The organism is Acinetobacter sp. 5862, assembly GCF_024494585.1.
GTDB lineage: Bacteria > Pseudomonadota > Gammaproteobacteria > Pseudomonadales > Moraxellaceae > Acinetobacter.
Window position 1 is genome coordinate 1 of record NZ_JANHGP010000054.1, and the last position, 19,489, is coordinate 19,489.

At 37.0% G+C, this 19,489-nt stretch carries 19 protein-coding genes, 2 tRNA genes and 3 pseudogenes; 16 read left to right on the forward strand and 8 right to left on the reverse strand.

Going from position 1 to position 19,489, the window contains the following annotated elements; all coding sequences use genetic code 11:
• Positions 1-181 precede the first annotated feature (181 nt).
• Together NO346_RS10475 and NO346_RS10480 are read left to right on the forward strand one after the other, a co-directional pair.
• On the forward strand, positions 182-988 hold the full coding sequence (locus tag NO346_RS10475) for a hypothetical protein (RefSeq protein ID WP_256415130.1): 807 nt from the start codon (positions 182-184) through the stop codon (positions 986-988).
• Between the two features lie 286 nt (positions 989-1,274).
• The gene (locus tag NO346_RS10480; protein ID WP_256415131.1) at positions 1,275-2,648 is read left to right on the forward strand and encodes a CmpA/NrtA family ABC transporter substrate-binding protein; all 1,374 of its coding nucleotides are present in this window, start codon (positions 1,275-1,277) and stop codon (positions 2,646-2,648) included.
• 110 nt (positions 2,649-2,758) lie between these two features.
• On the opposite strand, the gene NO346_RS10485 is transcribed toward NO346_RS10480, so the two are convergent.
• Positions 2,759-2,938, reverse strand: a complete 180-nt coding sequence (locus NO346_RS10485) for a hypothetical protein (protein ID WP_005217453.1) — start codon at positions 2,936-2,938, stop codon at positions 2,759-2,761.
• Between the two features lie 213 nt (positions 2,939-3,151).
• Between NO346_RS10485 and NO346_RS10490 the strand changes: the two genes are divergently transcribed.
• Positions 3,152-4,387, forward strand: coding sequence for a pyridoxal phosphate-dependent aminotransferase (locus tag NO346_RS10490; protein ID WP_005157664.1), 1,236 nt, complete (start codon positions 3,152-3,154; stop codon positions 4,385-4,387).
• Between the two features lie 69 nt (positions 4,388-4,456).
• Here the strand turns inward: NO346_RS10490 and NO346_RS10495 are convergent.
• Together NO346_RS10495 and NO346_RS10500 are read right to left on the reverse strand one after the other, a co-directional pair.
• Positions 4,457-4,885: pseudogene (locus tag NO346_RS10495) on the reverse strand (GFA family protein).
• A gap of 255 nt (positions 4,886-5,140) precedes the next feature.
• On the reverse strand, positions 5,141-5,572 hold the full coding sequence (locus tag NO346_RS10500) for a hypothetical protein (protein WP_256415132.1): 432 nt from the start codon (positions 5,570-5,572) through the stop codon (positions 5,141-5,143).
• 235 nt (positions 5,573-5,807) lie between these two features.
• Here NO346_RS10500 and NO346_RS10505 point away from each other — a divergent pair.
• From NO346_RS10505 to NO346_RS10515, 3 genes are all read left to right on the forward strand, one after another.
• Positions 5,808-5,883, forward strand: a tRNA-Asn gene (locus tag NO346_RS10505).
• Positions 5,884-6,083: 200 nt separating this feature from the next.
• A tRNA-Asn gene (locus NO346_RS10510) sits at positions 6,084-6,159 on the forward strand.
• Positions 6,160-6,217: 58 nt separating this feature from the next.
• Positions 6,218-6,658, forward strand: coding sequence for a DUF2726 domain-containing protein (locus NO346_RS10515; protein WP_005157671.1), 441 nt, complete (start codon positions 6,218-6,220; stop codon positions 6,656-6,658).
• Positions 6,659-6,679: 21 nt separating this feature from the next.
• Here NO346_RS10515 and NO346_RS10520 read toward each other — a convergent pair whose 3' ends face one another.
• The 5 genes and pseudogenes from NO346_RS10520 to glnA form a co-directional block, all read right to left on the reverse strand.
• Positions 6,680-6,886 (reverse strand): hypothetical protein, encoded by a 207-nt coding sequence (locus NO346_RS10520; RefSeq protein ID WP_005157673.1) that lies wholly within the window; start codon positions 6,884-6,886, stop codon positions 6,680-6,682.
• Between the two features lie 106 nt (positions 6,887-6,992).
• Positions 6,993-8,003: pseudogene (locus NO346_RS10525) on the reverse strand (hypothetical protein).
• Between the two features lie 103 nt (positions 8,004-8,106).
• Complete coding sequence (ubiA, locus tag NO346_RS10530; protein WP_256415133.1) at positions 8,107-8,988, reverse strand: 4-hydroxybenzoate octaprenyltransferase; 882 nt, start codon at positions 8,986-8,988, stop codon at positions 8,107-8,109.
• A gap of 15 nt (positions 8,989-9,003) precedes the next feature.
• Positions 9,004-9,495, reverse strand: coding sequence for a chorismate lyase (locus NO346_RS10535; RefSeq protein ID WP_256415134.1), 492 nt, complete (start codon positions 9,493-9,495; stop codon positions 9,004-9,006).
• A gap of 125 nt (positions 9,496-9,620) precedes the next feature.
• On the reverse strand, positions 9,621-11,036 hold the full coding sequence (gene glnA / locus NO346_RS10540; protein WP_171062418.1) for a type I glutamate--ammonia ligase: 1,416 nt from the start codon (positions 11,034-11,036) through the stop codon (positions 9,621-9,623).
• 624 nt (positions 11,037-11,660) lie between these two features.
• Here glnA and NO346_RS10545 point away from each other — a divergent pair.
• The 10 genes and pseudogenes from NO346_RS10545 to NO346_RS10590 form a co-directional block, all read left to right on the forward strand.
• Positions 11,661-12,245, forward strand: coding sequence for an aminodeoxychorismate/anthranilate synthase component II (locus tag NO346_RS10545; RefSeq protein WP_005157684.1), 585 nt, complete (start codon positions 11,661-11,663; stop codon positions 12,243-12,245).
• A complete protein-coding gene (gene trpD / locus NO346_RS10550; RefSeq protein WP_256415135.1) occupies positions 12,246-13,295 on the forward strand; it encodes an anthranilate phosphoribosyltransferase in 1,050 nt (349 codons plus the stop codon).
• A gap of 9 nt (positions 13,296-13,304) precedes the next feature.
• Entirely contained in the window at positions 13,305-14,111 is an 807-nt protein-coding gene (gene trpC, locus NO346_RS10555) for an indole-3-glycerol phosphate synthase TrpC (protein ID WP_256415136.1), read from the forward strand.
• Between the two features lie 120 nt (positions 14,112-14,231).
• Positions 14,232-14,651, forward strand: a complete 420-nt coding sequence (locus NO346_RS10560) for a hypothetical protein (RefSeq protein WP_256415137.1) — start codon at positions 14,232-14,234, stop codon at positions 14,649-14,651.
• Positions 14,652-14,845: 194 nt separating this feature from the next.
• Entirely contained in the window at positions 14,846-15,535 is a 690-nt protein-coding gene (locus tag NO346_RS10565) for a Smr/MutS family protein (RefSeq protein WP_256415138.1), read from the forward strand.
• 90 nt (positions 15,536-15,625) lie between these two features.
• The gene (gene folE / locus NO346_RS10570) at positions 15,626-16,174 is read left to right on the forward strand and encodes a GTP cyclohydrolase I FolE (protein ID WP_017397502.1); all 549 of its coding nucleotides are present in this window, start codon (positions 15,626-15,628) and stop codon (positions 16,172-16,174) included.
• 15 nt (positions 16,175-16,189) lie between these two features.
• Entirely contained in the window at positions 16,190-16,552 is a 363-nt protein-coding gene (locus NO346_RS10575) for a cupin domain-containing protein (RefSeq protein ID WP_256415139.1), read from the forward strand.
• A 68-nt stretch (positions 16,553-16,620) separates the two neighbouring features.
• Positions 16,621-16,998: a PEGA domain-containing protein gene (locus NO346_RS10580; RefSeq protein WP_256415140.1), complete on the forward strand. Its 378-nt coding sequence runs from the start codon at positions 16,621-16,623 to the stop codon at positions 16,996-16,998.
• A gap of 100 nt (positions 16,999-17,098) precedes the next feature.
• Positions 17,099-18,538, forward strand: a complete 1,440-nt coding sequence (locus tag NO346_RS10585) for a caspase family protein (protein ID WP_256415141.1) — start codon at positions 17,099-17,101, stop codon at positions 18,536-18,538.
• Between the two features lie 133 nt (positions 18,539-18,671).
• Positions 18,672-19,489 (forward strand): annotated as a pseudogene (locus NO346_RS10590) (IS4 family transposase); the annotation flags it as partial.

Sequence of the window (19,489 nt, forward strand, 5' to 3'; positions counted from 1 at the left end):
CTGTTGCTTTAGCCTGTATATTTTTATGGCTACCTTTATAGGGTTAATTATGAACAGTAAATGTCAACAGACCCTAAAAGCAGCATCAAAAAATAACGATAAGAAAAAATCTAAAGCACTATTGACCCCTTATTGAATCGGCTGCAACATGAGATCAATATACATTTGAATGATAAAAAATATGTCTTATCAATATCACGATGAAACTATTGTCACTGAACTTCCTGAAGATACGATATTTGTTTTTGGTAGTAATCTAGCTGGAATACATGATAGCGGTGCAGCACGTGTCGCCGCACAACATTTTGCTGCGGTCAAAGGTGTTGGGCGTGGATGGGCTGGGCAAAGTTTTGCCATTCCAACATTGAACGAACATATCCAACAAATGCCACTTTCTCAAATTGAGCACTATGTTGATGATTTTAAGGTCTACGCTAAAAATCATCCAAAGATGAAATACTTTTTAACAGCACTTGGCTGTGGCATTGCTGGATACAAAGTTTCTGAGATTGCACCCTTATTTAAAGGCATTCACCCAAATGTGATTTTCCCAGAATCTTTTCGACCTTATATAGAAGAAGATGCCATTTCTCAATTTCCAGATTTAACAGCAGAAATGGTACATAGCTTTATCTGTGATGAAGTTATTTTTTATTTTAATCATGGCTATGAATCTTTTGAAGAAGCATTAGAGCAAACTCAATTATCAGCTGCCGAAAAAGCAATCGCCTTAATTGTACTGAATGAAGAACTTTATCCTCGTGACCGTTATGGGCGTGGACGAGAACATGAAATTAACGATATCTTAGCCAAGTTAAATAGCAAAATATTTGATTTTCATGATAATTCTGAAGGTGCAATGATCTTTGTTAGTGCAATTATTGCATTAATGGAGCTCTATGATTTCGATGAGCAAGACTTTATTGCCTTATGGCAGGGCAAAATGAGTATTAAGCATCCTATTCATCGCACCTTAAAAAAACATTAACTCACCGAATGGAGAATCCAGTTTTATCCTTCAAGCATAAAACTTGATTCTTCCAATAATTACAGTTTAGTTACACTTCATAATAATTAAAGTAAACAAAAAATAACATACTGATATTTAAGTAATTAATAGGAATTAAAATTAAAAATAGTCCTAAAATCAGCAAACAGCAAAATCCATACAAGTGTATAAAATTAAAGCAATCTCAATAACTTACATAAAATAAAAATAATGGTATGTTTTTTGCTTTGTATCTATTGATGTTTATTATTGACAGGGGAATTAAATGAGAAAAGTATTTTTTAATAAGGCAGTCATCATATCTTATATGGCGAGTGTTCTTCTACTAGTAACCGGCTGCAATCCATCCCCTGATAGTAATGCAGCTGAAGCAACCACAGAGAAAACAACACTAAAAATTGGTTTCGTTAAATTAACAGATATGGCACCTTTAGCGGTTGCTGTTGAAAAAGGTTTTTTTAAAGATGAAGGACTATTAGTCCAACTCGAAGTACAACCGAATTGGAAACTTCTATATGAACGTGTACAAAAAGGTGAATTAGACGGCGCGCAAATGCTTGCTGCAATGCCACTTGCTTCAATGACTGCAACACCAAGCGGTACAGAAATCATCACACCATTCACCATGTCTTACAATGGTGCTGGTATTACTGTTTCAAATGCGATCTGGGCGGAGATGAAAAATAATATTCCGCTAAAAGATGAAAAACCTCGACATCCAATTAGCGCATCAGCGCTTAAACCGATTGTGGATCAGTATAAACAACAAAATAAGCCTTTTAATTTAGGTATGACCTTCCCAACAGGCACACACAATTATATGTTGCGCTATTGGTTAGCTGCTGGTGGCATCAATCCAGGCATGTATGATCCGAACAAAAATGACTTAAGTGGCAATATCGGTGCAGATGTCACCCTTTCAGTAGTACCACCACCAGAAATGATGGCAAAAATGGTAACAGGAACAACCTTAGGATACTCAGTCGGTGAACCTTGGAATCAAAAAGCAGTGAAAAAAGGCTTTGGTGTTCCTGTCATTACCTCTGATGTGTTATGGGATAATGGCGCTGATAAAGTATTTGGAGTGACAACATCTTTTGCTGAACAGAATCCAAACACCACCGTAAAAGTTGTGAAAGCACTTATTCGTGCATCAAATTGGTTAGATGAAAATGATCGTATTAACCGCAAAGAAGCCGCTAAGATAATTTCTCAGCCCAATTATATTGGTGTCGATGAAGATGTAATTTTACATAGTATGACGGGTGTTTTTGAATACGAAAAAGGAGATGTTCGTCCTTTAAAATCATTTAATACCTTCTTTACAGGACAGTATGGTATTCCTTACTACTCAGATGCAATTTGGTGGTTAACTCAAATGCGTCGCTGGGGACAAATTGCGGAGACTAAACCGAATAATTGGTATCTTGAAACTGCTCAAAAAGCCTACCGTCCAGACATCTACACAAAGGCTGCAAATAGCTTAATTGCTGAGGGGAAAATGAAAAAAGAACAATTTCCAAACCTTGCAACAGCAACATTCATAAAACCACCACAAACCAGCCGTTTAGATGGCGTTGTGTTCGATGCCAATAAACCAACCGAATTTTTGGCCGCATTTAAGATTGGTAATAAATAAAAATTAATCAAATAAAAAAAGCCAATGACATGTTTATATAAACGTATCATTGGCTTTTTTTTCGACTCATTTTTTAGGAAGCTACTGCGAATAGTACCCTCCATCAAAAACTATCGTTTCCCCATCGAACGACGCGTTCCACGAGGTGGCATCCAAGTTCGATCCGCATATTGCTCAGGTTTTGGTCGCACCTGATTATGCGTAGCGTCCTCAGAGTCATCCTGAGTAGATGGCATAGGGAAAGGTAATTTGACTAAAGCTTTCTTGGCTTTAGGTTGTTGCGCAGTCATTGAAATTCTCTCGAAATTTAAATTTCTAGCGCCCATTGTAATAGATTTTTATTATTTTGCTAAAAATAAAATATGTAAAAAGTACTGTACGATCTAAACCTATAATTTAGTAACTTTTTATTCAATAAAGGTAAGTTTCAGCCACAAATAAACCGATTTAAGCTAAAATGAGCTGCTTTTTTATTTTCTAATCCCATAAGAAGGAATAATGCCGTGGACGTACGTCTCTCTGATCGTGTCAATGCCATCAAACCGTCCCCTACACTTGCAGTAACCAACAAAGCCGCTGAGCTTAAAGCTGCTGGTAAAAACGTAATTGGTTTAGGTGCAGGCGAACCAGACTTTGATACACCTCAACATATCAAAGATGCTGCTATTGAAGCGATTAATAAAGGCTTTACAAAATATACAGCTGTTGACGGTACTCCAAGTTTAAAAAAAGCAATTATCGCAAAATTAAAACGTGATAATAACTTAGACTACCAACCTAATCAGATTTTAGTATCTTGTGGTGGTAAACAAAGTTTCTTTAACTTGGCACTTGCTTTGTTAAACAAAGGTGATGAAGTAATCATTCCTGCACCATTCTGGGTAAGCTACCCAGATATGGTAATTATTGCTGAAGGTACGCCTGTTATTGTGAAATGTGGTGAAGAACAACGCTTCAAAATCACACCAGAACAATTGGAAGCTGCTATTACACCAAATACACGTTTACTTGTATTAAACAGCCCGTCTAATCCAACAGGTATGATTTATACCAAAGCTGAATTAGAAGCTTTGGCTGAGGTACTTCGTCGTCATCCACAAGTATTAATTGCTTCTGATGACATGTACGAACCAATTCGTTGGGAAGATGAGTTCTATAACATCGCAACAATTGCACCTGACTTATATGATCGTACAATTGTCCTTAACGGCGTATCAAAAGCGTATGCAATGACAGGTTGGCGTATTGGTTACGCTGCTGGTCCAGCAAAACTCATTGGTGCGATGAAAAATATTCAATCTCAATCGACATCTAACCCAACTTCAATTTCTCAAGTTGCGGCAGAAGCGGCATTGAACGGTCCTCAAGATGTATTAAAACCAATGATTGAAGCATTTAAACGCCGTCATGATCTTGTGGTAAATGGCTTAAATGAAATCAACGGTATTTCTTGTCTGCCTGCTGATGGCGCATTCTATGCCTATGCCAATATCCGTCCATTAATCCGTGCCAAAGGTTTAAAATCTTGCACAGAATTCTCTGAATGGTTGCTTGAAGAAACTGGTGTAGCTGTTGTACCTGGTGATGCTTTTGGTTTAGGTGGTTTTATGCGTATTTCTTATGCAACTGCTGATGATGTATTAGTTGATGCTTTAGCGCGTATTAAAAAAGCAGCAGACTCAATTGATGGTGTAGATGCCGCAATTGCTTCGATTGCAGCAGAAAAAGCCGCTCAATAATCTGAGTTGCGATAAAAAGAAGCTTCTTAATGAAGCTTCTTTTTTTGTCTTTATGAATCAGCTAAAAATTTATTCTTTTGCTTCTGCGTTAAATAAAGCAACTACATCGGCTTCAGTCATCTTTTTCGTTGCATTTTGAAATGCATAAAACTTAGGCTTACTATCAATATAGATTTCCAAATCAAAATCCAAATCTTGAGGTGACTCATTCAATGCAAAAGCATTAATATTGCAATAATTCTGATCTTTAGTGCGCCAAAATAAATTTGTGCCACAAGCATTACAGAACTCACAACTCACGCTCGCCCCAAGCCGATGAATTATAGACAGAGAGATGGTCTGGTTTTAAAAAAATTTAAGCTGCCCTGTTTCACATCAATCGTCATAATCACACCAATGGTCTGTCGACGACAAATTGAGCAATGACAAGCATGTACGTCATGATTGCTTAATTCAACTTCAAATGTGGTTTCACCACAAACAACATTGCCCTTTCATTATAAATTTACCTTTTATTCAAAATTGTTATCAATTAATTTTAGAAGAAAATAAAAAAATATTGAATTTAATAATTTCTGCAACATAATTTTATATTCATAAGATACTTCAAAAAATAATCTACTTCTTTTACTTCATACACATCAGTTTGATTTAGATTGATGCAAAAATAAGGGCGATAATATTAAAAAATTATACAGTAACATACATATACACCCTTTAATTTTATGCTGTAGATTTATGCTTACTATGACTTCATGCAATCGCTTTATTTTCATGATAGTTTTTTGGTCGTGAGCATAAGTGACTGAAAACAGCATATTGCCAAATACTCTTCACTTGTACGGCTACAATTTTATTTTCTGCAACTGACCAAGCTAATGCAGTATTTGCACCCAAAATAAGCTCACCACCGAGCTGAAACAAGTACAAAGGGAAATGCTCATTCACCGTTAATACATTTTTCTGCGTCAATAAATTTTTAGCGTTTTGGATTTTCCATTTATCACCAAACCAAAGTTGCAATAAATCGCCTAGAAATAAAGCTTGTTGCTTAAATGGAAATGTATTCAAAAAGCAGTTTTCAACTGATGTGTAATACTGCTGAGGATCTTGGATGATTTCAAGATAATGATCTTGATAAAAAGATAAATTTGAAAAAATAGATTGAATACTAAGAATAGTCATTTTGACCTCCGATTTAGCCATTTTAGTGCTGGCAAGTTGGGTTAAATCCACACTGTCTAGATAAAAATCTAAACACTTTACTGTTTCGAATCTAACAATAGCCTGATCAAAGTTCAAGTTATTTTTCCGATTTCGCCCTAATTGTGCAAATAAAAAGCATACAGTGAAAAAATGAAAGAAACATGACACTTTTAGCTTGACCGATTTTAAAAGCTGCCTATAATGGCATTCAGATTCTCCCATAGCTCAGTCGGTAGAGCGACGGACTGTTAATCCGCAGGTCCCTGGTTCGAGCCCAGGTGGGAGAGCCAAATTCAAAGAAGCCTATATCCAATATGATATGGGCTTTTTTATTGATCGAAATTCACCCTAGCTCCTGATAAAAACAAAGTATCCTATCCATTAAATTTATAAAAATGCTGATAAAAAGTACAATCAAATCAATATTTAATTTTTTTAGTATTCAGCTCTTGACCACATCCCTATTCATGCATAGAATGCCTATCCAGATTCTCCCATAGCTCAGTCGGTAGAGCGACGGACTGTTAATCCGCAGGTCCCTGGTTCGAGCCCAGGTGGGAGAGCCAAGATTCTAAAAACCCACTCTTATTGAGTGGGTTTTTTATTCATGTATTGATAATAAATATGTTTGCATCTAATCAGATTATCTTCTTGCTTATTGGCTTGATTAGCACAGTATTACTTTTAATTAGTTGCCTACGTTCTTTTCTACCCCAGCAGAAGTTTTTTGCTCGACCTGTTATTACCACATTTGAATCAAAGATGTTCACGAAGCTACAACAGGCATTCCCTAACAATCACATCCTGACACAAGTCGCTTTCAGTGCTTTAATTACCAGCGATCATTATAAAATTCGTAATCAATTCAATCGCAAAGTGGCCGATTTCGTGATTTTAGACCAAGAAATGAATGTATTGGCAATCATCGAACTTGATGATCCAAGTCATATTGGAAAAGAATTAGAAGACAAAAAACGCGATCAAATGCTTTTAGAGGCAGGGTACAAAGTGCATCGCTACACACAAATTCCATCTGTAAAACAATTACAGATGGACATTCGATAAATCAAATTTTCTAATTAAGGATTATTCAGACTGAATTGCTGATTCAGCATTTTTCTGTTTTTCAAATTTCTTTGCAATTTCTGCATGTTGTTGATCATATTTTTTCTTGGTTTCCGCATCACTTTTTGCAGCTAGGAAAGCCATTCCTATAATAAAGATCGGGATGAGCAAGCCCAAACCCATTAATAACCAAGGTACTGACTTCTTTTCAGTAGATTGTTGACTCATAAATGATCCAGATTCCAATAACACAACTCATCTTAATGTAACAATATAACAAAAAAGAGCCTCTATGAAGAGACTCTTTTTTGAAAGTTATGATCTAAATAAAAGCTTAAAACTTACCTGCACACTGAGCGTTTTGACTCGTATCTTTTTGAGCATCAGTCAGCACAATACTCGTACCTGCTAACATATATTTTTGAATAAACTCCACTTGCTTTTGCGTTTCTACAAATGATCGTATGCGTTGCATTTGGTACGATATCTAATAAATAATTTTCATCATAAGCTGCTTACGGAAAGAATTTTAAAGCATTCTCTTTCATATTCTTAACTAACAGTTGCGTAACTGCTGGCAATAGTGCTTGATCTTTTTTTCCCTGAATAAGTAAGACAGATGTCTTAATTACTTTTTCTTTAGTCGCATTGGTTGCAGGCTGAGTCGCCGCTAAGAAATTTTGCACCACAACATCTTCTTTAAATTTAGTTAGATCAATACCAAACTGTATGATTTGATGTGTAGGGTCTGCTAAGAAAGCTAAAATTCCCGCTTTAAATTTCCCCTGTAAGCCATTAGCGCTATCTGGAGCTGGATAACTCAAGCAGGTACCAACATCGCAGTACAACCATATGCTAAATCTGCGATATCAGCCGCACCAGACGTAAAGATTTGTTTACAATCATACTTTGGCTGCTATACCTTAATTCCTGCACTAGCCAAAGCTGCATACGCCAATAATTCAGCGTAACCATCTGCAATTTGATCGATTGTTGGTACCGCAAGTGCCATTGGGTCATTTGGAGACATTTGACTAGCAACCATCGCCCCAACAGTTCCATATTCCCATACAACTACATGACAACCATCTATAGGTTTAATAACTTTAGGGAACAATACCATCGCTGTTGCAGTTGCTGTTCGACCTTGAACATTTGCAATTTTACAGGTCATTACTTTAATCGAAGCAGCAGTATTAACCGCATCAATCGCATAATTGCTTTCATACAAAGGGGTTTTACTCGAATCTACTCCAGTGTAATCATCATTATTATCATTACATGCAGTTAAAAATAATGCTGAAATAGAGAGTGTTATTGCTAAAGCAACTTTTGACCGTTTTATAAAATATCCTTTTGTCTTTGTTTCTTGCGCACGAAACTACATGCTGCCTTATTAATGCACAAAAAACACCCTACATAGGACGATTTTCAACCAATGAGTCATTTTAAGACATTAATTCCAAAAAGATTCCCAGAAAAATTATCATTCCTACCCAACGATTGTGACGGAATGCCCAGAAACAAATCTGTGGTTCTCGATCTTTAGTTTTATATGCCTGATAAACAAAATCCCCTGCAACAACAAGTAATGCAACCATTCCAAATGGTATAAAAATATGTTGCAGATACAAAGCCGAGCCAATTAATAACAAGCTAACAAACTGTAATAAACCAATTATCTGTATATCGTAATTACCAAATAAAATTGCGGTAGATTTCACACCAATTTTCAAATCATATTCACGATCAGTAATTGCATATTGTGTATCATAAGCGACTGTCCAAGCCAAATTACCGAAATATAAAAGCCAACAGGTTAAATCTGGCGTTTGCCCCACCGCAGTGTATGCCATCGGGATTGACCATGAAAAAGCAGCACCTAAAAACACTTGTGGCAAATTGGTAAAGCGTTTCATAAAAGGATAAATAAACGCTAAAAATAATGCACCAAATGACCAGTAAAAGGTTTCGATCGGTAAGAAAAATAGCAACATAGCACTTGCAGTAACTAAAGCTAAAAATACAAAAACAGCCTCGCGAGCGCGAATTATACCTGTAGCTAAAGGGCGTGTTTTTGTACGTTCAACATGCGCATCAACTTTACGGTCAGCAAAATCATTGATCGCACAGCCTGCTGCACGCATAAAAATAACACCCAAAATCATAAGCAATAATATCTTAAGATCTGGTGTCCCTTTTGCAGCAATCCACAAAGCCCACATCGTCGGCCAAAAAACCAATTCTGTACCGATTGGCTTATCAAAGCGGCATAAATAATAATAGGCTTCTAAACGTTGTCGCCAAGTCGTATGTTGCACTGTTTCCATGATGAATCCTTAGAGTCAATGCTGTTGAATAAACTGCTCAAATGCTGGGAGAAAAGTCTCTTGCACGATGAATTTACAACCATGCCAAGTATAACAACTTTGTCTAGTCCAACCTTCTTCTAGATAAATAACCCTTCTTTCACAAGCTGGATTAGTTCGTTGAAATAAAAACCAACCGATTGGCTTATTACGGATATGCCGAAATAATCGAGCTTTCTTGTGTAGGCTTAAAATTGGAAAAATACTTTTTGCTTTAACCCAAGCCTGCGTCTGATTACCATATAGATTGGTTTCACGTACCCATGCAATATGATGTGCTGGCATTTGCATCCATTGGCTATCGTTAAAAGTGAGTCGTTGAAACTGTTCGTTGAGACGCTCGACATGAAATGCCCCCTCACCCAAATCAGTCAATTGCTGAGTGAGAGAACCAGATGCATACAACCATTTTTTTAATTCAGCTGGGATCTCTCGCCCCTTAATTCTGTTTGGTCGTAAATTTCGCATGCTTGGCTCACTAAAAACATCGCAACTAGTTTACATGAATTTCTTTGGAAAAAGCGTATGACTTTCAATTGAATCAAAAACATAAAAAAAAGCTCGCCGAAGCGAGCTTTTTTAAACTAGATGTATTACAGGCTGTAGTACATATCAAATTCAACTGGGTGAGTAGTCGTATTAAGACGACGTACATCTTCAGTTTTAAGTTCGATATATGCATCAAGCATTTCTTTAGTGAATACACCACCTTTCAACAAGAACTCGTGATCCGCTTCAAGTGCAGCAATTGCCATTTCTAAATTATGAGCAACTGTTGGGATTTTTGCTTCTTCTTCAGGAGGAAGGTCATATAAGTTCTTGTCAGCAGCTTCACCTGGATGGATCTTGTTTTGGATACCATCAAGACCAGCCATTAACAATGCAGCAAAACCTAAGTATGGGTTCATTAATGGATCTGGGAAACGTGCTTCGATACGCTTGCCTTTAGGGCTAGAAACGTAAGGAATACGGATAGAAGCAGAACGGTTACGTGCTGAGTAAGCAAGCATAATCGGAGCTTCGTAGTGTGGAACTAAACGCTTATAAGAGTTTGTACCTGGGTTCGTGATTGCATTCAATGCACGAGCGTGCTTGATGATACCACCAATGAAGAACAATGCCATTTCAGATAAACCAGCATATTCATCACCAGCAAACAAGTTCTTGCCATCTTTAGAGATAGACATATGAACGTGCATACCAGAACCGTTATCACCTACCATTGGCTTAGGCATAAATGTCGCTGTTTTGCCATATTGATGAGCAACGTTCCAAACTGCATATTTGAACTGCTGAACTTCGTCCGCTTTACGAACCATAGTGTTGAAGCTCACACCAATTTCTAATTGGCAAGAAGCAACTTCGTGGTGATGTACTTCTACACGACCAGGGCCCATGATGTCTTCGATACGTGCACACATTTCAGCACGCATGTCTTGATGAGAGTCAACTGGAGGAACTGGGAAGTAACCACCTTTAACGCGTGGACGATGACCTGAGTTACCAGCTTCGTAATCTTTACCAGTAGACCATGCAGCTTCTTCAGCGATCAATGTGTGGCGTGCGCCAGACATGTCGATATCCCATTTAACTTCGTCAAAAACGAAGAATTCTGGTTCTGGACCAAAGAATGCAGTATCACCGATACCAGTAGATTTTAAATATTCTTCAGCACGACGAGCAATCGAACGTGGGTCACGCTCGTAACCTTGACCAGTTGAAGGCTCGATTACGTCACAAGTTACAACAACTGTTGGCTCAGCAAAGAACGGGTCAAGAAAACCTGTTTCAGCATCTGGACGTAAGATCATGTCAGAAGCTTCAATGCCTTTCCAACCAGCGATTGAAGAACCATCAAACATTTTACCGTCTTCAAATGTATCTTCATCAATTGTGTCAGCTGGGTAAGTTACGTGTTGCTCTTTACCCTTAGTATCAGTAAAGCGAAAATCGACCCATTTTGCGCCACTTTCTTTGATGAGTTGAAGGACCTTGTTCGCCATGCTCATTTGCTCCAATGAAATTTATATGCACTTGTTAAGTGCGTGTTAGTTGTTGGTGTACAATTAGCAATTATCATACCAACAATTTTAAAGCATACCTAAAACATTGAAATTCTTTGCAGAAAAAATGCTTTAAGCTCCATGTCCTATGTCTTCTATAATGTTTGCAATCGCAAATGCACCATATTCACACATTTCCATTCCAGCCCGTCCCCAAAAAAGACATAATGAACCAAAATAGTGCAGTATATGAAACAAAGAACTATTGTAGTGCTAAATTACGCCATCATTTATTAGCATAAATTGGCTTTTTATATCATTCTTTTGGAGTACATTCCAATCAATTCCACTGGACTTTCGATTCACCGACATGTTTTTTTATCAAACCTTTAAATTTTAAAATAATATTGATAATTATTTGTGTGTCATAAGCTCATTTTGAACTGACGACTTACTCGACCAAATTAGAAATATTGAACATTGAGCTTCTGTTTTTGCTATGATTATTTACCCTAACGATCTTGAACATATTTTTATATATTCTTAGTAACGGATATTGAATTGTTTTGGTCGGTCAATTGAATCCAAAAAAGCACAATAAAGTGCATATTTTCAAAAGGTTATAAAGTCATGCTTCTGATGATCGACAACTATGACTCATTTACTTACAACATCGTCCAGTATTTTGGTGAGTTGAACCAAGAAGTAAAAGTCGTTCGTAATGATCAAGTGACATTAGAGGACATTGAACGATGGCAGCCAAAATACTTGGTTATAGGCCCAGGTCCTTGCTCACCAAGTGAAGCAGGAATTTCTATTCCTGCAATTAACCATTTTGCGGGTAAAATTCCTTTATTGGGTGTCTGTCTTGGGCATCAAGCGATTGGGCAGGCATTTGGTGGCAAGATTATCCGTGCTAAAACGGTTATGCATGGTCGTTTATCTGATATGCATCACAGTGACAAAGGAATTTTTAGTCATTTACCTTCCCCGTTTGCTGCTACACGTTACCACTCATTAGTAATTGAGCAAGAAACGTTGCCAGAATGTCTAGAGGTGACGTGCTGGACGAACCAAACAGATGGCACAATTGAAGAAATTATGGGTGTGAAACATAAAACACTTCCTGTTGAAGGCGTTCAGTTCCATCCCGAATCTATTTTGAGCGAACATGGTCATCAAATTTTTAAGAATTTTTTAGAGATTTATGCATAAATGAACATCCAACAGGCTCTTAATCACATTACCAAAAACATTCATCTTACCCAGCCACAAATGGAAAATGTCATGCGTAGCATTATGCAGGGCGAAGCAACTGATGCACAAATCGGTGCGCTGATGATGGGCTTGCGCATGAAAGGTGAAAGTATTGATGAAATCACTGCAGCAGCACGCATTATGCGTGAGTTTGCAATTAAGATTGATGTGAGTGATATTCCTCACTTGGTCGATATTGTCGGCACAGGTGGAGATGGTCAGAATTTATTTAACGTCTCTACAGCTTCAAGTTTCGTTATCGCTGCTGCTGGTGCAACGATTGCCAAACATGGTAACCGTGGCATGTCGAGTAAGTCAGGTTCATCAGATGTACTCGAACAAATGGGAATTCAGCTTGATTTAGATATGCAACAAACCGAACGCTGCATCCGTGAAATGGGTGTAGGTTTCCTATTTGCACCAAATCATCATAAAGCCATGCGTTATGCAGTTGCACCTCGTCGTGAGTTAGGTATTCGTAGTATTTTCAATCTACTTGGCCCATTAACCAATCCTGCTGGTGTGAATCGTTTTGTGATTGGGGTATTTTCAGATGAGTTATGCCGCCCTATCGCTGAAGTATTAAAGCAGTTGGGTGCAGTGCATGTACTGGTTGTACACTCTAAAGACGGTTTAGATGAGATCAGTCTTGCAGCACCAACCACAGTTGCTGAACTGAAAGATGGCGAAATTACTGAATGGACTTTGACACCAGATGATGTAGGTATTCCATCTCAAACCCTCACTGGTTTAGTGGTGAATAGTTCAGAAGAAAGCTTAAAGCTAATCAAAGATGCTTTAGGTCGTGACAAATCAGAAATTGGTGAAAAAGCAGCAAACATGATTGCACTCAATGCAGGTGCAGGTATTTATGTTGCTGGTATCACCAAGACTTACAAGCAAGCAGTTGAGTTCGCTCAAGATATTCTGTACGGCGGACAAGCCTTAGAAAAAATGAGTATCTTGGCTGAATTTACCAAGACATTGAAACAATATCAGGCAGACTAAGGACTTCTCATGATCGATATTCAAAATACCATTTTAGGTAAAATTGTTGACCGCAAACATGAGGAGCTTGCAACACGTTTAAAACAACGTAGCTTACACGATGTTGAACAGTGGGCAAAAGAAGCAACACCAGTGCGTGGTTTTGCTAAGGCTTTACAACATAAACGTCCAGCCGTTATTGCTGAAATTAAAAAAGCGTCACCTTCTAAAGGTGTGATTCGTGCAGATTTCAATCCTGCTGAAATTGCACAGCAATATGAACAAGCAGGTGCTGCTTGCTTGTCTGTATTGACAGATGTGGATTTCTTCCAAGGTGCGGATGAAAATATTGCGATTGCACGTAATCACGGTGCCCTACCTGCGTTGCGCAAAGATTTCTTGGTTGATCCTTATAATGTTGTTGAAGCACGTGCGCTGCATGCCGATTGTATTTTATTGATTGTGGCATGTTTATCAGATCAACAGCTTGAAGAAATGTCAAAAACTGCATTCGAGCATCAGTTGGATGTGTTGGTCGAAGTGCATGATGAATATGAATTAGAACGTGCTCTAAAACTTTCTGAGCAATGTATCTTGGGTGTGAATAACCGTAATCTTAAAACCTTTGATGTTGATTTAAATACTTCATTACGTTTAAAGAAATTATTGCCTGCTTCTCGTGTTTTAGTCACAGAAAGTGGTATTGCAACTCCTGCTGATGTAGAAATGATGCAAGCCAATGATATTCATACTTTCCTTGTCGGTGAAAGCTTTATGAAACAGCCACGTCCAGATCAAGCATTTAATGCATTGTTTGGGCGGCCTGAGCAGATCTAAGCAAATCAGGTTCAAGGTAAAATTCTGCCTTGAACCTTTAAAATGTTGCTAGAACTAGATATAGACTCTAAATAAAGAATAAAAATTAGAGTTTAAAAGATTAAAAATTGATGAAACGAAATGAGTAATTTTTTATTAATTCTAGGGCTGATCTTTTTAGTTGGCTTTCCAATTTATAGTCATCTCTATTGCTATCAAAAAATTCAGACGTTCAAAGATCCAAGAGTATTTTATTTCTTTAGTTTAATTCCTGGAGTCATCTTTATTAGCAGCGGAATGTACTTTTCCCCTGTAGATACATTTATTAAATCTGAAGAATGCGGTGTAGTAGAACAATATAAAACTTTTCAGAAACGGAGAGGTCACTTCGAGCGCCTTGCAATTGTGATGGATCAATCTGGTTATATTCGTTATTTTGACTTCGATGAAACTTTACCCCGTGTTCAAGTTAACCAACATATTTGCTTTGAACTGTACGACCGTTTTAAAAATAAAGGCTTAAACCAATCACGAATTATAAGGATTCTAACTCCCTTTTAATAAATGAAAAATTACAAACGTAGCTTCCGTAGATAATGGATAAACAAACTAAATCAATTTATCCCTTCTATACTTTGAAGCATTTATCATAATTTTAAAGCTCATATCGCTCCATGAATGCAATTTAGTTCAAATCATCACGGTTTCAGACTATAATTTTACATCTCTCGTATCTTGCCTATTTTTCTAAACTTATGAGTAAACATGATTCATCGCTTTCTAAAGATCAGTTTAACTTACTGAAAGCCTTTAAAAAGCAAATCTCTAATCCTCAAGCAAGTACTATTGCAAAACAAGCAGAGTCACAAAAAGCTCCAGCCATTGTAGAAGAGTTGGAAGATACTGAGCTTTTTAAAAAAGCCCTGCTTGGGGTAAAACCAATCGACAATCAAAATATTGCCGACACCAAAGTCACACGTCTCAAAAAAGTTGATGCCCAAACCTTGGCAAAACGTGCTGCGGCAGAAGGTGGTGCAGAGCAAGAGCTTACAGAAATTTCGGATACTCAAGCGATCTTAAATCCAGTGGCAAGCCAAGCGACTTTAAGCTATCGAATTGCAACTTTGCAGCACAAAGTATTTGAAGATTTAAAAGCAGGTAAAACTCGTTGGTTTGAAGCAGTCGATTTACATGGTTGTACCGTTGAACAAGCCCGAGCAGCCGTTCTACAAATCATTCAAATGGCAAAAGATGAAAATCAAAATGTCATCAAAATTGTTCACGGTAAAGGACCTGAGGGCATTTTAAAAACCTATGTCAATGGCTGGCTTAGACAACATCGTGATGTACTTGCATTTGTCAGCGCACCTGAAAATCAAGGGGGTACTGGTGCTGTTTTAGTGCTCTTAAAACGTGCAGAAAAGAACCCAAAGCACAAACAATAATCGGCATTTGGTTCAAAATTAAGTTTTTGAGTCGTTTTCTGATACAATTCCCGTTTTGTTCAACCCACCTAAGTGAACATTGTTATGTCTATGCAGCAATCGTACGCAAATATTTTAACTGCCGTTGGTGAAGATCTAAATCGCCCAGGCTTAAAAGATACGCCTATGCGTGCGGCTAAAGCTTTTTCTTTTTTAACTTCTGGTTATAGCAAAACCCTTGAAGAAGTTACAAATAGTGCGGTTTTCCCATCTGATAACCACGAAATGGTATTGGTCAAAAATATCGAGTTTTATTCGCTTTGTGAACATCACCTTCTCCCTTTTTATGGTCGTGTCCATATTGCTTATTTACCCGAAGGTCAAGTTTTAGGTCTTTCTAAATTTGCGCGTATTACTGAAATGTTTGCACGTCGTTTGCAAATTCAAGAAAACTTAACACAACAAATTGCAGAAGCTGTTGCGGAAGTAACTCAAGCACGTGGTGTGGCTGTAGTAATCGATTCTGCTCATATGTGTATGATGATGCGTGGTGTTGGCAAGCAAGAATCAACCACACGTACAGTTTCTTTTGTTGGTGATTTTAAAACTGACAAAGATGCACGTCGTGAGTTCTTAAGCGCTGTTCCTGAAAGCTATTAAGCTGAGCAATCCAGAATGTCATCAGTTCAGTTAGCAGGTTTCGGCGATTTAATTGTAAATGAAGCAACTATTGATTACCCTCGTCCCGATCGTCTGGTTCGAGGTAATCCTGAACGTTTAACTTATAGTTTATACGAACATCCACATATGGACTGCGGTATTTGGAAATGTGAAATTGGTGCTTGGAATATTCAATTCGCTGACAATAAACAAGAGTTTTTTCAAATCATTGAAGGGATTGTCCGTATCCACGATGCAAAAACCAATTCTTTTATTGAAGTGACTGCTGGAAATGCTGGGATTATTCCACCTGCATTCGTCGGAACATTTGAAGTAGTGGAAGCTGTGAAAAAATACTATGTGATTGTAGAGGTTTAAAAATACAATTATTGTACATTTTGCATTAAAAAAATATACAATACAGCATATTTTAGGGGTATAAACAAATGCAAATAACATTTCTGATCATAGCAACTGTAATAATAATGAGCCTAAGTGGATGCACAGCAATCACACGAGGAAGTTCTCAAAAATGGACTGTTCGTACTGAACCTACAGGAGCGAATGTACATTTATCAACAGGACAGAAATGTATTACCCCTTGTACATTAAAACTAAAACGTACCGAATCTTTCAGCGTTACGATTGATAAACAAGGATATAAGGCTATCAATACACAAATTATTTCTGATCTCAATATTAAAGCTGCTCAACGTAGTCAAATGAGTGGATTAATTAGTTATGGTATTGATGGCTTAGCTGGTTCAAATTATGACTTAACGCCGAGTCCATTAATCGTCATTTTAGAACGTAACGAGAAATAAACCCCATCAAATAAAAATATTTTCAAATTTTGAATAAAGATTTAACCCTATTTCCTCACATATCCGTTTAATCCTATATCTAAAGGATTTGGTGTAGTAGATGTCTCTTATACGATTTTTATGTCTGATCTTTCTTGTTCTCATGTCTGCAAATATATATGCGAAACGAGTCGCTTTATTGATTGGTAACGCCAACTATGAGCATGAAAATCGTTTAACAAATCCAATTAACGATGCAATTTTACTACAAAATATCTTTGAATATGATCTAAAGTTTGATGAAGTCAGACTGGTGAAAGATGCAGATATACGAACTTTAAATCGCGAAATAGAAAAATTCAATCAACTTGCCCAAAATTCTGATGTTGCAGTCATTTACTTCTCAGGACATGGGCAACAAAATGAAAATAGACAAAACTACTTACTTGCTACTGATGCAAAAATTGAACAAGCAGGCGATTTACGTCTCAATGCAATTACTTCTGATGATTTAGTCAATGCCACTGAAGGTTCAAAAACTCGAGTCGTTATTTTGGATGCTTGTCGAGATAGACCTAATAGTGGTTTCAAAAGTGCAACTAAAGGTTTAGGCCGTAGCCCAATCAATGGGCAAGGGTTATTAATTGCTTATGCTACAGAAGCAGGTAAAGTTGCACAAGATGGAATAACAGACAATAGCCCTTATGCAACTGCATTAGCCAACTCTATAAAGAAACAAAATAAATCAATATTTGCGATTTTTGATGAGGTCGCAGATGAAGTAAGGAAAACGACAAATGGACAGCAATCCCCTACTCGAGAAGGCAATTTACGTATCGATATTTATTTTACTCCTCCCAATATTACAGTCTCAAATGTTTCTATCGATAATGAAATTTCCGATTGGAATAAAATTAAGGATAGCCATAATCCAAATGACTTTCAAAATTTTTTAAATCATTATCCTTTTGGTTTATTTAGCAACCCAGCCAAAGCCATCTTGGCACAATTAAATAATTCCAACACAAACATAACATCTCCACAAAACAATACGAGAAATGATCAAGAACTCATGTCTAAAGGAATATGGCGTGATGTAAAAACAAACTTAACTTGGATGAGATGTAGTGTTGGACAACGCTGGAATGGTGAAACTTGTAAGGGAACACCTGATAAATATAAATGGGAGGATATTTTTACCTATATTGATAAATTAAATAAAAAAGGCTTTGCTGGATATAAAGATTGGCGACTTCCTCGTATTGATGAATTAAGTACTATTAGACAATGTCTAATCGAAAGTAATGAGGAAAAAAAAGGGATTCCCACACAAGATGGTAAGGTTAAACTTTTAAATAGCAGATGTGGTGGTAATGAAAATTTCAGTGCCAAATTAAATCAACAAATCTTTCCTAATACAGGTACATATTGGTATTGGTCTAGTTCACCTAATGAAATGAGTTACAATTATGCTTGGTATCTTGATTTCAGTAGTGGTTTTTTAAATTATGGTGATGTAAGAAATTACACTGGTTTCGTTCGTATTGTTAGAGGTGATTAATTAGGTGGTGTTTCAAAAAGTATGCTGACATTAAATGAAGTCATTATTGATGTAAACAAAGGCTCTGTACACGACAAAAAAAGACAACTCATTGAAATAATGGCATAATACTTGTTTTCTGACGACGAATATGATGAAACATTTCAATGAGTTAAATCTCATCTTAAACAAATATCTAAAATGGAACAAGGCACATGTAAAATGTTTTACACTGATTATGCTGGCATTAATTGTAAAACAGACATGTAATCTTTCTTCTGCATCTAAAGCCTTACCCATCAAGTGCTTACCATAATCATTTTATCGACGTATACAACGCTTCTTTGCAGATCAGTATTTCGATTATCGTCAAATTTCTCAGTTAATTTTCAATATATTTTCATTCGATAAAGTCCAATTAACTTTGGATAGAACCAACTGGAAATGGGGAAAACGAGATATCAATATCTTGATGTTAGCCATCGTCTATCGTGGAATAGCGATACCTATTGTTTGGACATTGCTCAATAAACCTGGAAATTCAGATACAAAAGAGCGTATTGCTTTGATTCAACGCTTTATCTCCATTTTTGGTAAAGATCGTATTGTGAATGTGTCTGCAGACAGAGAATTTATCGGTGAGAAATGGTTTACATGGTGAATTGAAAATGACATTAACTTCTGTATACGTGTTAAAAAAACTTTATTGTGACCAATCACTTAGCCAAGAATCATAAAATTAGTGATTTATTTCGTCATCTTCAAGTTGGTCAAACTGAATGTCGTAAACGACGTATTAGGGTTGGTCGAGTGAAACTGTATATTAGTGCGCTACGATTAGAAGATGGAGAACTTTTACTTGTTGTTTCTCCTATGTTTAATGCTTCTTCTATTGGTGATTATGCATTACGCTGGGAAATCGAAACCTTATTTAGTTGTCTCAAAGGACGTGGATTCAATCTTGAAAATACT